Origin of the sequence: Mesorhizobium sp. M4A.F.Ca.ET.020.02.1.1, assembly GCF_004022645.1 — a bacterium.
Taxonomy (GTDB): domain Bacteria; phylum Pseudomonadota; class Alphaproteobacteria; order Rhizobiales; family Rhizobiaceae; genus Mesorhizobium.
Window position 1 is genome coordinate 1 of sequence record NZ_RZOI01000079.1, and the last position, 14,034, is coordinate 14,034.

Below are 14,034 nucleotides of genomic sequence, written 5' to 3' on the forward strand. Positions count from 1 at the left end.
GGCCTGGCTGATATTAAGCACATCCTTGGTTGTGATGTTGCCGCCGGCGGATTGATCGAGCGGGTCCTTCCCGATCACCACGATCTGGGTGGAGGCCGGATTGCCGAACATCATGAACAGGTTGCTGCCGGAGGGTGCCCCGGCGAAGGCGAAGTTGATCTCCTCACTGACCGAGACCTTGAGATTGCCGTCCAGGTCGATGGAGTCATCGGGGTTGGTGGCGTCCGGATGCTCCAGCGCCTCGTACTGAATGCTCCAGAACTTGCCGCCGCTGACCGGGCTCCCGGTCTCCTCGAGGTAAACCGCGAAGGCGATGGCGCCTGCTGACGTCTTGCCGAGCACGATGTTGTCGTTCTGCGTGTCCGTGAAAAGAAAGATCTCTTCGCCGTCGTTGGTAAAGAGACCGCTCGAGTCACCGTCGAGCGCGCCGCCGCTAGAATCGGTGAAGGCGATGTTGCCGACCGAGCCCGTGACGCCGCTGATGGAAATGACGTTGCCGTTGCTCACCGCTGCATTAATCGCGGTGGCCGGGTCAGCGCCGAGTGCCGTCAGCCGACTGGAGAACGCAGTCGGCAAGGCGGTGTTGGTATCGTCATTCTGCAAGCCGGCCGTTTCGTCAAGGGTAACGGTCGTGCCGGTGAGCGTTACGGAAAGCGCCATGAGAGCCTCCTAGAGATTATCGTGAAGATTGCTGGGGAACCTGCCGTTCGGCGGTCGCAACGCCGGCGCCGGTAGGGGAGCGCGGAGTTCAGTCCGAGGTTCGTCTCGACACAGGTTCGGAACGAAGCGGGCTGCGAGGAGTCTGCAACATCGGTGTCCGTCAAAGCGTCGTCGACGTTGTCGCCGGTTTGTAGCGCGGTCTTCCGGTCGTTGACGGCCTCGTCGTCGAGAATCGAGGTGATCGACATTGCTGTTCTGCCGAAATGTACCCCCAGGCGAAAGATCGATTCCTGAGGGGCCCCATCCAAAGGAAAGACCGCCCTCTGAATCGCGGCCTTCGAATCCCTGATTGTCCCGCCGATGGCGAGCGCCGGTCTATTCCCGCTTCGATAGTATTATGGTCAATGTCCCTACCTATCGAACGATATCTATCGTTCGGTAAGTCGAGGCGCGAGAAGGGCGGCCTACGGCTATTTTTCCCGCATCGCCCGGCGGAAGTTCTGCGTGATCGGCTCGGCGAGGTAGGAAAGCACGGTGCGAGCACCCGTCCGGATCATCGTCTCACTCGACATGCCGGGCAGCAGCTTACGACCCTCCAGCTTGGCGAGTTCTGTTCTGTCGATCAAAACGGTCGCGGCGAAATACGGTGCCCCGCTACGCTCCTCCACCATGCGGTCAGCCGACACGATCTCCACGACGCCCTCGAGAGGCGGCAGGCTGTAGCGGGCGAAGGCCGGGAAGCTGACGCGCGCGGGCTGTCCGGGGGCGATCGTCTCGACATCCTCGGGTCTGACCATGGCCTCGACCACGAGTTGCTGTCCGAGCGGCACCACCGTCATCAATGTCTCGCCGGGCTTCACGACGCCGCCCGCCGTGTGAACCTTCAGGTCCATGACGATGCCGTCGACCGGCGCCGCGATATTGGTGCGGGCCAGCACGTCCCTGGCGGAGCGCTCCTGCTGTCTGAGGTCGAACAGCTCCGCCTCGACCTTGCTCAGCTCATCGACGGCCGCGTTCAGCCGCACTGTGTTGAGGTTCAGGATTTGCATGTCGATCTCGGCCATGGCGCTTCTGGCACGAGCGATTGCTGCGACGTTGGTAGCGCGCTCGCCCTCGATCTCCCGCTGTTGTCGTTTGAGCGACAGGTTCCGCTCGCGGGTGGTCAGCCCCTTCGCCAGCAGGCTCTCCAGGTCCTTGGTCTCACCCTCGATCGCCTCGATCTGCTTGTCCTCGGTGACGATAAGCTGCTGCAGTCCCGTGATCTCTTCCTCGATCTGGTGACGGCGCTGGCTGAGAATTTCCCGCTCGTCCTTCAAATTGTGATGCTTGGCGGCGAACACGTCGCGCTGTGCGGCCACGGCGTCCCTTGCTGCGCTGGCGGGGTTGGCGAGCAACGCGGCATCGAACTCGATCTCGGCCTTGCCGTCGCGCTCGGCCCTGAGACGCGCGGCCAGCGCCTCACGCGTCGCTATCCGGTTCTGGATCAGGTCAAGCTGCGCGGTTGCCTGTGTGTTATCGAGCCGGATGAGCACCTTGCCGGCCTTGACGATATCGCCGTTGGCGGCGTTCAACTCCGCGATGATGCCGCCCTCGAGATGCTGGATGAGCTTGCGGTCGCCGGCGACCTTGATAACGCCCGGTGCCACCGCGGCGCTGTCCAATGGTGCCAGCGCCGCCCAGCCCCCGGCCACGCCGAAGAACAGGAACATGATCGCGAACCCGGTCCATTTCACGCCCGCGAGACGCAGGGGTACCGGTGTCAGCAGGGATGGCGGCGGGACGGGCAGCGGAACGACGTTCATCGATAATTCCTCACTGGGCCGAACATGGTCATCGGTTTGTCGAACTCAACGAGCGCTGGTAACTCACAACAAAGACTGCAAGACCGGCACCTCGTTGGGTTCATGCTTCCTTTGCCTCTTGGGTGTCTTGCACGTCTTTGACCACCTTCGGGGTTGCTCTTGGCATCTGGGTCACCCTGCGAGCGCGGTTGGCGAGTTCACCGAAAACGGCGTCACGCGGCCCGAATAGGTCTTGTGCGCCGTGGTTGAGCACCAACACCTTGTCAACCGTTTCCAAGATGCTCGGCCGATGCGAGATCAAGATCAGGGTCGCACCTGCCGCCTTGAGCCCGCCGATGACTGTAGCCAGCGCTTGCTCGCCCTCGTGGTCGAGGTTGGAGTTAGGCTCATCAAGGATAAGGAACGCCGGGTCGCCATAGAGCGCCCGCGCCAGTCCAATGCGCTGGCGTTGCCCCCCGGACAGTGCCGCACCACCTTCACCGATCTCGGTGGCGTAGCCCTTTGGCAACCCCTTGATCAGTTCGTGGACGCCAGCCAATTCCGCGGCCTTGACCACGTTGTTGAAGACTGCCGGATTGAGCGTCGCGAAGCGGCAGATGTTTTCGGAGACGGTGCCGGCGAAGAGTTCGATATCCTGTGGCAGATAACCGACATGTCGACCCCGGTCCTCGGCCGCCCACTCGGCAACGCTCATGCCGTCGAGCAGCGCGCGACCGCTGGTTGGACGCCAAGTGCCGGCCAGCACTCGCGCCAGGCTGGTCTTGCCCGCCGCGCTCGGGCCGACCAACGCCATCGCTTCACCTGCCTTGAGTTGGAAGCTGATGCCTCGCAGGATCGGTTCGCCGCCCTGCCTGGCGAGCATGATGTTCTCGGCCTCAAACTTACCCTTTGGGCGCGGCAACGGCAGCGCCGGTGTGGCCTCCGGTCGCTGACCGGCCATTGCAGCGAGACGCTTGTAAGCGGACCGTGCCCCGATCGTCGCCTTCCAGGTGCCGATCGCCTGTTCAACCGGGGCCAGCGCGCGACCCATCAGGATCGAGGCGGCGATCATGATGCCGGGTGACGCCTCGTTTTTCAGCACCAGATATGCGCCGAGCCCAAGCACGGCCATCTGCAGGGCCAGCCGGAAAGCGCGCGCGAGGGCGGAGATGGTGCTGGACCGGTTGCTGGCGAGAGATTGTCCTCTGTTGGCCTCGTCCTGCTGGGCCTTCCAGCTCTCGAGCAGGGGATTCAACATGCCCATGGCCTGGACGACCTCGGCGTTGCGGATCGTCTGCTCAGCCTGCATGTAAGCCCGCGTCTGGGCGACTGCCGCTTCCGCCATTGGCTTGCGGGTCAGGTACTCGGTGAGCAACGCCAGTGCGAACAGCACGATGCCGCCGCAGGTTGCCAGCCAGCCCAACCAAGGATGCATGAGGAAGATGGCACCCAGGAAAATTGGCGCCCACGGTGCGTCGAGGATCGGGTAGATGCTCGGGCTGGTGAAGAAATTCCGCACCTGGTCGAGATCACGCAGCGCGCGGGCGTTGATCTGACCGGGTGCCGAGGCGGCGTATTCAACCGATGCGGCCAGGAGAACCGGTGCCAAGCGCGCGTTCAGCCACGTCCCGACTTTGGCCAGAAGACGCGCGCGCACCACCTCCAGCCCCGCCATCGTGACGAGCGCTGCCGCTGCCATCAGCGACAGCATCACCAACGTCTCCAGGCTGTGGCTGCCCAACACGCGGTGATAGACCTGGAGCATGTAGAACGCGCCGGTCAGCATCAGAATGTTGATGCCGCCGCTGAACCAGATGAGCGGTCTTATGGCGCGCCTGGCTTCTTTCATCACCGCTTGCAGGGCAGAGGGGCGAGGGGGCTTCATCATGATATATCTGCCCTGTGTGCAGGGTTGACGCCTTGGTTTGGGCCGGTTTCGCGCGGGGCGCGAGATTGTCTCACATGGGAGAAGGGAGGCGGCGTGAACCGCCTCCCTTTGGTCAGGTGTCAGGCGATGACTTCAACAGCCAGGTGCTGGATGCCCGTCGCGTCGCCGTCGGCGTCCTGGATGTTGACCGCGAAGTCGAGGTCGGCGCCGATCTGTCCGGAAGTCGTCTGGATGAAGCCGATATCCGTGATCTTTAGGACGTCGTTGTCGGCAGCCTCCCAAGCGTTCGTGCCAGTGCTGGCACCCTCCACCGCGATGGTGAGCGGGTTATCGACTGCCCCGTTCAGGTTGATCGCTGTGCCGCTGAGTCCGTTGCCGGATTGCATGATCTGGACACCTTGGATCTGGTAGTTTTCCCCGGCAGCGAGGTTGTAATCGTTACTCTCGATAACGACGAGGGCGTCGTTGTTGTCGAGCGTGAACTCCAAGTTGTACGGGGACGGCACGGCGCCTTTGATGAAGTCCGCGTTCTGGACGAAGACTGACCTTGACGTCGTGGCGTTGTCGTCCCCGTTGCCGAGGATGTTGTCGGCGCCGTCCTTGTCGATCAGGTTGAGGACCAAGATCAAGTCCTCGCTGTTCCCGATGCCGTCGAACTTGATGGCGAGACCGGAAACGGAGTCCGTCGGCACGAGCTTCTCGGTACCACCACCGGGGGCACCGGGGTTCACGTCACCCAGAATGTTCTCGTTGAAGAACCGCAGCGTGAGCAGTTCGCCCTTCTGGATCGTGTCGCCGGCAACGCCGTTGGTCGACTGCGTGGCGGAGACCCAATCCTCGAAGGCACTGGTGACGAACTGCCCGTTGTTGAAAGTGGTGTCGAGAGGCGGACCGTTCGGTGCGCCGTCACCCGTGCTGTTGAAGCCGAACGGAGAGCCGGCAGGATTCGAGTTCGCCGTGAACTGCACGTAGAACCCGTCGTGGTCGGCAGGTGTGTTGGGGTTGGCGTCCAACTCGGTCACCACGAGTTCGGGGTGGCCGGTGTTGCCGGGAGGTGCTTTCGTCAACAGCTCCGAAGAATGGAAGACGTTGAAGCTGAACCCGTCGATCACGTCATTCAACTGGATGGAGTACGTGCCCGCAACCTTGTCGAAGGTCAACGTGCCACCCGCCGTCGCGTCCTGCACATTGGCTGTGATCGGATCTTTGTCGTAGTGGAACGAGAAGGAGAACGTTGCACTGGTGGCAGTCTCCGAAGTGAGTGCCGTCTGGATATTGGTGATGTTCGGGTTCTGCGCGTTGTCTACGGTGCCGGTCAGCACCAACTGCTGGATACCCGCCGCGACGAGGTCGGCATCACCGAAGTCAGAGTGGGTGGCGTCGTAAGTCTGACGACCATCCGCGCCGATGCTGTACTTGAAATCCCCGCTGGCCGGCGTGCCGACGACGTTTTGCAAGGTTTCCGGTGTTTGGATACCTGAGGTGCCGGGATCGGCGTCGAACGGCTTCACGATCGTCGGCGCATCATCCGTGAAGACAAGGTTCTGGCCGATGTCCAGGACCGCTGTGTCGGTATCACCGTCGCCGTCGGTGATGGTCGCTGTCAGTTGTACCAGAGCATCCGCCAACAACGTCTCGGTGTCGTTCGGCCCGCTGTTGGGATCATGTATGACTGCACGGTCCTGGTTGAGCGTCACGATGCCGGTGGTGGCATCCACGGTCACCGTGAACACCAGCGCGTTGCTGACGGCCGTACGCCCCTCGACGACACCGCCGGTGACCGACAGGTTGATCGCCTGGCCAGTCAGCGTGTCGAGAAGACCGGAAGCGACCCCACTCACGCTCAGTGCGTAAGTCGTGGTTCCGGCCCCGTCGGCACCATAAACGCCGTTGAAGTTGGACGAGAAGTTGGCCGTGCCGTTGGTTGTAAGATCAGATTCGTCAACCGTGGCAGTCGCCTCTGTACCGCCCGCCGAGATGCTCGGGCCGTCGTCCTTGAAGAAGAGATTATCGCCGATGTCCAGGGTGGCGAAATCATCATCCCCGTCAGCGTCCTCGCTGTGCGCGGTGAGCGTGACGAGGGTCGCCGCCAGCGAGATAGCTTCGTCGTAGCTGCCGGGCGGGACGGTCCCGTTACCCGGAACGTTGTGAACCATCGCCAAGCTCTGGGTGAGCGTCACGACGGCAGTCGTGGTGTTGACGCTGACCGTGAACGCGATAGCACCGTTCGCGTCAGCAAGACCACCGTCTCCGACACGACCGGTAATGCTACCGTCAAGCTCTTTGTACAGGAAAATGTGTTCCTGCGATGCCGTGTCGACAAACCCGCTGTCTGTGGCGTCCGCGGGGATGCCGAGCGCGAAGGTGAGTGCGCCCGCGCCGTCAGTCCCGAAGCTGTTCGGGAAGTTGGCGAGGAAGTTGCCGGTTGTGGTAGCACCGGCACCGCCAAGGAACGACTCGTCCACGGTGAGGTCCGGGCCGGCCCCGTTGGTGTTGACGTCCGGGCCGTCATCGTCGACGTTGATGTCGTCGCCGATGGGCGTGTCAGTGTGGGACAACGCGCGGACCTTCAGGATGTCGCTGAAGTCCACCCGGTCGTCAGGGTCGAGACCGCTCGGGTGGGCGATTGCCTCGAAGGTAACCATCTGCACAGTGGCCGACAAGTTGTCGGCGTCGGCGGGGATGATGTAGAAAGCCGCGACGATGGGACCACCTACCCCTGCGGTCGCCAGCACTGATTTCCCGTCTGCCGACGTGGTGAGGAGGATATCCTGGCCGCCGACGGTGTCGAGACCGGAATTCGCGTTGGTAAGCGGAGCGAATATCAGACTGTCAACGACTTCGTTGGCTCCCGCCGTCACCTGGATGAGGTCAGACTGGCTTGCTGCCTCAGCGGAGTCGGCGAATGCCTTCTGCGCGTCCGACAGCGTGAGACCGTTGAGAAAGGCGAGAAAAGCAGCATCGAGACTGCCGGAAATGTCGCCCCCGGCGTCGACAGAGATAGCGACATCGTCGCCGTCCGGATCATTGAATTGTACGCCGGCTGTTTGGTCGTTGACCAGCGTGCCGTTTATATTGATGGTAGCCATGATATTCATCCTTTCCGGATGGTTGACTGATTCCACAAGTCGTATTCACCGCGGCAGCAGTTATGCGCACGGCTCGGACACACGCGGAGTCCACGTTTACTGGTTTTGGAAAGACGCCCCTATGCCCCTATTTAAGGAAGATCGCGCATTGAATTGCGGCCTTCTTAGCTTGATTGTGTCGCCGTTGCAGAGGGTGCGTCCATTCGCGCTTAGATAGTATTTCGGTGAATACCCGTCCTGATCGAACGATATATATCCTTCGATAGCGTGGGCTGCCGCAGGCCTTGCGCCTGCTGTCGCAATCAGGGAACGGAGGGTATTCGCAACACCGAGACCGCTGCCGGGATCAGGTCCCGGCCGATCAGATCAGGTCCGACCCGGGATGGGCGGTGTCCTTGCCATGCGCCGCCCAGGCCAGTTCCGACCGGCTGCCGAGGTTGAGCTTGGTGTAGACGTGGTGAAGGTGCATCTTCACCGTGCCTTCGGACACATGCAGCCGCTGGGCGATGGTCTTGTTGCGCAAGCCGCGCGAGACGAGATCGGCGATTTCGCTCTCGCGCCCCGTGAGCCTGGACGTGGGCTGGGATTGCGGCCGCGGCATCAGCAGGTGCTGGACGATCTTGTTGTCGATCCATTTCTTGCCGCTCGCCACCGCGTTCACGCATTCGACGAGGAAGCGGTTGCTGATGCCGTCGAGCACCAGCCCGTCAACGTCGAGCGCCTGGATCTCCTTGACGCCGAGACCGCCGTTTGGCTGCAGGATGAAGATGACGCCGAGGGCGCGGTGGGCGGCTCTCAGTCGGGAGGAAAGACCGGCCGTCTGCGGGTCCGCTAAATCCAGGCCGATGATGGCAATATCAGGCCGCTGGCGTTCCACATGCGGAAGAACGTCAACCACGCGGTGGCACTCGGCGACAACATCGTGCCCGGCCTTCCGCAACACCCACTCCAGACCTGCGAGATACACCCCCCGCGGGTCCGCCACAACCACCGTCGACATGCGAACACCGTCCGTAAAATACGCAACGAACTTTGCCTAAATCCCTGAAAAGAATGAAACCAGAGGTTAAGCGTATTGTCAAGAAACCTCTAATATAGTTCCGGCTATAACCGCGACCTGCGGCCTATGCAAAGCAGCGCCGGCTTGCCAAGGGGGGGCCCGCGGGCATCGCCGAACTGTCGCAACGGCGCCCGCGTGCCATTTCAGCGCTGGAATCGAAGCCCGGTGATCAGTAGCCGACCGTGAAGCGCTGCCGGATATGCCTGGGCGTCTCGATCTCGCCGGCCATCACGATGGCGTAGTCCTCGAAGGAGATGCTGCTGCCGTTGTCGGAGGAAAGCAGCGCATCCTTGCCGAGGCGGAACGCGCCGGTGCGCTCGCCGGCGGTGAACAGGGCCGACGGCGACAGGAAGGTCCAGTCGAGATCGCTGATCGTCCGCAGCGTGTCGAGGAAATCGGCGCCCTTCTGCGCCTCGGCCTTGTAGATGGCCGGGAATTCCGGCGCGTCGACAAGGCGCTTGCCGGGCGCGACCTCGAGGCTGCCGGCGCCGCCGACGACGAGGTAGCGCTTGACGCCCGAAGCGCGCACGGCGGCAATCAGCGTGTCGGGATCGCTGGCGGTGAAATGCACCGAGCTCACCACCGCGTCATGCCCCTCGATCAACTCGGCGAGGCCTTCCTTGTCGAAGACGTCGCCCTTCCTGGCGGTGACGCCCGGAAGCTTCGCGATCTTGTCCGGGTTGCGGGCGATTGCCGTGATGGCGTGGCCACGGTCGGAGAGTTCTTTCAGGATGCGCGAGCCGGCCTGGCCGGAGGCGCCGATAAGGGCGATCTTCATGGCATTTCCTTTCTGCTTGGGGGACTGCTGTGCTGGGTCAAGCCGCCTGGATATGGGCGACGAGATTGTCGTAGCTGCCGAAGAGCGCGCTGGCGCCGATGAGGCGCGGCGCCTCTTTACGGATCACGGCGAGCGCGGGAACGCCATCGGCGCGCAGGCGCTGGAATAGCGCGCGGCCACGGCTGACCAGATCGTGATGCGCCGCCAGCAGCTTCGGCGTCGGCGCCTTCAGCATGCCGGCCGCGTCCGCCATGCCGGCGTCCGTCAGGACAACAGCGACGCCGTCCACCGTGACGATATCGCGGCCACCGACATAGCGGGCATGCTGGATCGCCTTCAGCGCCGCAAGTCGCAGGCGCGGGTCGTCGAGCCCTGCGGCGACGATGCCGAGGGTGGCAGCGCCGGAATCGAGCAAGGTGCCGCGAACGTTCAGCACGTTGTCGACATAAGCCTGGCTGAAGACCTGCCCGCTCAGCCGCTCGATGCGCTGGTCGTTCGCCCAGGCATGGGCGGCAAAGCCTGCATCCAGCGGTCGCGCGCCGGCGCCTGAGAAGAGACCGGTCGGCAGCAACTCGAGCACCACGCCACTCTTTTCCAGCCTGTCCAGCATCGGCGTCGCGCCGTAGCACCAGCCGCAGAGCGGGTCGAAAAGATAGGTCAGCGTTGCATTGCTCATGGCCGTCTTGTCCGGATGTCTGTCTCTCGGACCTAGATGGCAGCTGGGCCGGTTGCAAAAAATAGTGATCAATCATACAGACTGTCTGATCAAATCAGACAATGGCTCGCCGATGGCCGAACTTCTGAACCTCAACCGGCTTGTCTATTTCACCACGGTGATCGAGACCGGGTCGTTCACGGCGGCCGCCGACCGGCTCGATGTCGCCAAGGCGGTGGTCAGCCATCAGGTCGGCAGGCTCGAGCAGGAACTCGGCGCTACGCTGCTGCGGCGCACGACGCGGCGCGTCACGCCGACGGAGGAGGGGCGTCTGTTCTACGACCGCGCCGCCATCATCCTGCGCGAAGCGGAAGCCGCCTATGGCGACATCGCGCGAAGTGCCGACAAGCCGACCGGGATGCTGCGGTTGACGGCGCCGCTCGACTATGGCGAGAAGATCGTGGCGCCGACCATCGCCGCCTATCTGAGGAAATATCCGAGGATGCGGGTCGAGACGATTTTCGACGACGCGGTGAGCAACCTCGTCGACGAGCAGATCGACCTCGGCATCCGGGTCGGCTGGCTGGCCGATTCCAGCAATCTGGCGCGGCGTCTCGGAACCTTCCGGCAGGTTGTCGTCGCAAGCCCGGAGCTCGCGGCCAGGCTGCCGCCGAATGTGGGCCCCCTGCAGTCAAGATCGCTGCCCTGGGTCGGCAATGCCCAGTTGCGCGGCGTCGGCCAATGGCTGTTCTCTAAAGACGACGAAACTGTGCTGGCCGAACTCAACCCGGTCGTCAGCTGCGACAAGAGCCCCGCCGTCCATGCCTGCGTGCATGCCGGCATCGGGCTTGGCATCTTTCCGGACTACAGCGTCGCCGACGACATTGCCAAGGGGCGGCTGGTGCAGGTGTTCGCCAACTGGACCTTGCCCGCCGGCGGAAAGACGGCATGGATGCCGCCGGCGCGCTTCAGGCCGGCAAAGGTGCGTGCCTTCGTCGATATTCTGGCGGCGGCGGAAAAAAGGCGGTCACGCGGCTCCGGCTCTTGAGAAGCAGACGTCGTCATTTCGTTTGATGGCAAGCCGCATCGAGCGAATAGGTCGCCTTGGCGGCCATCAAAAGAAACCGCCGCCTGTTCTCGCCAATTCGTGTTCTTCTACTAGAGAATCAGAGTTGACGATGATTGCCTTTATCACGCAACTTCAGTCGCAATTTCACAGGTCATTTCCAGCATTCTGATGTAGGGAGGGATACTATGAAACGCAGTAATGCCCTTGCACTAAGGTTATTCGCGACAAGGGCAAAGCTCTTGGACGCGATCGAAAGCGAACAAGAGGCGCGAGCCAGACGCCACCAGGAAAGAGTAATGGCCTTCGAAGCGAGGGCGTCAACGGCAATTTCCAGCGGAAAGGCAGCGCTGGTCGTCCCTTTGATGCTTTTGGCAAATGGTGATTCCTGGTTCAATTATCCATTGGTCGACAATGGCCCTCTTTGCCGAGACACGGACATCATCGTCAAACTTGGCAAGATAGGGAGGCCGAAGCCGTTCATCCTGTCGGTCGCACATTGGGGGGATACGTCGGTCGATGAGCTGGCGCTCCCGAAACAGAAACGCATGAAGGAACAATTGCAAAACAAAGCGAACTGGGGAGCCCGAGGAAAGCCGGATGCGATCCTGATCTCCGCGGGAGGCAACGACATAGCCGGCGATCAATTCTGCATATTCATCAATGATGTGCAGGCGGGAAGGCCGCTGAACAGGGCACGTCTTCAAGAAGCGCTGGGCATGATCGAAGCTTCCTACCAGGAGCTTTTCGACTTTCGCAACAAATACGCCCATGGTGTCCCGATCTACGGACATTGTTACGACTTTGCCGTTCCGGACGGCAGCTCTCCCCCATTTCCCGGTGTCGGGCCCTGGCTCAAACCGAGTTTTGACTTCAGCGGGCAAACCAATATGGCTGCAAACAAGCAGGCTGTGGCGGACGCATTGAAACTTCTCAAGACACTGTTGACCAAATTGGCGAGCAAGGCCTCGAACAGATTTCATTTGATCGATACGCAGGGAACAATCACGCGCCCAAGCGAGTGGGCCAACGAACTTCACCCGACCGAGGCTACCTTCGAAAAATTCGCCGATGTCTTTCGAAGGCGCCTCGCCGCTGACTTCCCTGGCAGAATCTAGTCAGGAGCGCCGGCTCCCGATCTGGCAATGCCGCTCAGGGAACTTTTGTCCGGCTGGCGATTTTGGATGTATGCTGGGAATTCCAACGGCCAGAAGGGTTTGCCGATGACGACGAAACGCCTTGCGATCTGCGCCCTCGTTTTCGCTGGAGTCTGTGGCATCTCCGCCTCGGCCTTCGCGGGAAGCCGCGACCATCGGGCCGAATCCGAGCGCTACGTTCCCGCGCATCGCGATATCATCGACATTCTGTTCGCGGGCCCGCACTACTATGACCAGCAATTGTTCACGACGGCGGCCGGAGCCTGCTCGTACCACCAGGTCGGCCCTGACGCGAATGCGCTGAACAAGATCAACGACCACCATTGTGGCAAGTAGGCGGAACGCTCAGCGCCCACCGCCCTCCTTCATCGTCTCGATGATCTCCGCCATCAGCGCCAGGTCGCGGCGCGAGTCCGCGAGGTCGGTCAGCGGCCTGGTGCCGTTGGTGATGTGGCGGTGGAAGGTTTCGAGCTCGTTGCAGAAGGCGTCGCCATAGAGCGGGCCGAACGCCTTCGTCACCGGGCCGAGCGGGCCGGCTTCCGTCACTTCCAGCCGCGTCGGCAGGCTGCGGATATAGGGCGTGTCATAGATGATGCGGACCCGCTTGGTGTTCGAGCGCACCTCGATCATGGCGTCGAACAGGCCGAGCTCGTCGACGACGGCGTCATAGAGGCAGGCGAAGTGGCCGTAGTCGAAGGTCACGCTGGTGTTGGCGCCGCCATTGGCGCGGTGCGCCGCCACCACCCGGACCGGCTCGCCGAGCAGTCCGCGCATCGCCGAGATGTGGTGCGAGGAGAGCGCCGTCAGCCCGCGATAGGCGCGCACGAGGTCGGCGGACGCATCGGCCCCCACCACCTCGCGGATCAGCGCCTCGCGCTCCCTGGCGCCGCGCGCCAGGATCGCCGGATCGATGTCGGTGGGGTAGAGTGTGTTCTGGCTCTTCTTCAGGAAATGCCGGCCTTCCGAGATGAGGTCGAAGATGCGCACATGGGTGATGTCGGCGTGGGTGGGCAATTCCTCGCGCGCCGCCAGATAGGCCGGCGCGTAGCGCCGCATGTAGCCGACGAAGATGGTCCTGGCGTAATCCTTGCTCAGCGCCAGCAGTTCGTCGATCTCGCGCACCGTCAGGCAGGCGGGCTTTTCCAAAAGAATGTGCTTGTCGGCCTTTATCGCGGCACATGCCGCGACCCCGGGCGAAGAGCGGCGGAGCAGAATTCTGCTCAGTAGCAACACTTCGAAGTTACGGCATGGATTCCAGGGTCTTCGCGACGTCGCTTCGCTCCTGCTTCGCCCTGGAATGACGAAGGGACGTGTCTGCTCGGCGGCTCCATATTTGCGAGCGCCGCGCTGCTTGGGCTCAGCCTTGTCTTGCCTCCCTGGCGCCGGTCTGTCCTCCGGCGCCGTTCTTCGTCTCCTCGTTCTGCACCATCGCCAGCGCCGTGCCGGGCTCGCCCTCCCATAGGATCAGGCTGGCCGCGCCGACCAGGCCCGCCCGGTCGCCGAGTTCGGCCGGCACGATCGGCACGTCGCGGTAGGCCTGCATGGCGCGCTCCTCGACCGTCGCCCTGATCCCCGGCGCCAAAAGGTCGAAGCCATTGGAAAGGCCGCCGCCCATCACGATCAGGTCCGGCGAATAGAGATGCAGGAGATTGGTGAAGCCGATGCCGAGCCATCTGGCTTCCGCCTCGACCAGCTGGCGGGCGGTCGCGTCGCCCGTCCGCGCGGCCTCGACGACATGGCGAGCTGAGATGTCGCCGTCCTTGGCAAGGCGCCGGAGCAGCGATCCGTCGCCGGGCGCTGTCAGCCGTGTCGCCCGGCGCCCGAGCGCGGTTCCCGAGGCGACCGCCTCGAAGCAGCCGATGGCGCCGCAGAAGCAGCGGTCGCTTTCGCCGGTGATTGT

Annotated in this window: 13 protein-coding genes; 3 read left to right on the forward strand and 10 right to left on the reverse strand. The window is 62.7% G+C overall.

What is annotated here, in order from left to right; genetic code table 11:
• The 8 genes from EN742_RS08260 to EN742_RS08295 form a co-directional block, all read right to left on the reverse strand.
• On the reverse strand, positions 1-660 hold a 660-nt coding region (locus EN742_RS08260), incomplete at its 3' end, for a DUF5801 repeats-in-toxin domain-containing protein (protein WP_210214439.1).
• Positions 645-908 (reverse strand): hypothetical protein, encoded by a 264-nt coding sequence (locus EN742_RS08265; protein WP_126056144.1) that lies wholly within the window; start codon positions 906-908, stop codon positions 645-647. The genes EN742_RS08260 and EN742_RS08265, both read right to left, overlap by 16 nt.
• Positions 909-1,130: 222 nt before the next feature.
• Positions 1,131-2,462: an HlyD family type I secretion periplasmic adaptor subunit gene (locus EN742_RS08270; RefSeq protein WP_127405378.1), complete on the reverse strand. Its 1,332-nt coding sequence runs from the start codon at positions 2,460-2,462 to the stop codon at positions 1,131-1,133.
• A gap of 100 nt (positions 2,463-2,562) precedes the next feature.
• Entirely contained in the window at positions 2,563-4,329 is a 1,767-nt protein-coding gene (locus EN742_RS08275; RefSeq protein WP_127405377.1) for a type I secretion system permease/ATPase, read from the reverse strand.
• Between the two features lie 119 nt (positions 4,330-4,448).
• Positions 4,449-7,418, reverse strand: a complete 2,970-nt coding sequence (locus tag EN742_RS08280; RefSeq protein ID WP_128332658.1) for a DUF5801 repeats-in-toxin domain-containing protein — start codon at positions 7,416-7,418, stop codon at positions 4,449-4,451.
• Positions 7,419-7,779: 361 nt separating this feature from the next.
• On the reverse strand, positions 7,780-8,418 hold the full coding sequence (locus EN742_RS08285) for a response regulator transcription factor (RefSeq protein WP_127399949.1): 639 nt from the start codon (positions 8,416-8,418) through the stop codon (positions 7,780-7,782).
• Between the two features lie 229 nt (positions 8,419-8,647).
• On the reverse strand, positions 8,648-9,256 hold the full coding sequence (locus tag EN742_RS08290) for an NAD(P)-dependent oxidoreductase (RefSeq protein WP_127405945.1): 609 nt from the start codon (positions 9,254-9,256) through the stop codon (positions 8,648-8,650).
• Positions 9,257-9,293: 37 nt separating this feature from the next.
• Entirely contained in the window at positions 9,294-9,932 is a 639-nt protein-coding gene (locus tag EN742_RS08295; RefSeq protein ID WP_127405944.1) for a DsbA family protein, read from the reverse strand.
• 112 nt (positions 9,933-10,044) lie between these two features.
• Here EN742_RS08295 and EN742_RS08300 point away from each other — a divergent pair, with 112 nt between their 5' ends.
• The 3 genes from EN742_RS08300 (at position 10,045) to EN742_RS08310 (ending at position 12,470) form a co-directional block, all read left to right on the forward strand.
• Positions 10,045-10,959 (forward strand): LysR family transcriptional regulator, encoded by a 915-nt coding sequence (locus EN742_RS08300; protein WP_128332659.1) that lies wholly within the window; start codon positions 10,045-10,047, stop codon positions 10,957-10,959.
• 317 nt (positions 10,960-11,276) lie between these two features.
• Positions 11,277-12,095 carry an SGNH/GDSL hydrolase family protein gene (locus EN742_RS08305; protein ID WP_127405942.1) on the forward strand — a complete coding sequence of 273 codons (819 nt, stop codon included), beginning with the start codon at positions 11,277-11,279 and terminating at the stop codon, positions 12,093-12,095.
• 105 nt (positions 12,096-12,200) lie between these two features.
• On the forward strand, positions 12,201-12,470 hold the full coding sequence (locus EN742_RS08310; RefSeq protein WP_126056137.1) for a hypothetical protein: 270 nt from the start codon (positions 12,201-12,203) through the stop codon (positions 12,468-12,470).
• Positions 12,471-12,479: 9 nt separating this feature from the next.
• Here the strand turns inward: EN742_RS08310 and EN742_RS08315 are convergent, their stop codons facing one another.
• Positions 12,480-13,367, reverse strand: a complete 888-nt coding sequence (locus EN742_RS08315) for a Gfo/Idh/MocA family oxidoreductase (RefSeq protein WP_348628240.1) — start codon at positions 13,365-13,367, stop codon at positions 12,480-12,482.
• Between the two features lie 124 nt (positions 13,368-13,491).
• Positions 13,492-14,034: ROK family protein (locus EN742_RS08320; RefSeq protein WP_128332660.1), on the reverse strand; the 543-nt coding region annotated here is incomplete at its 5' end.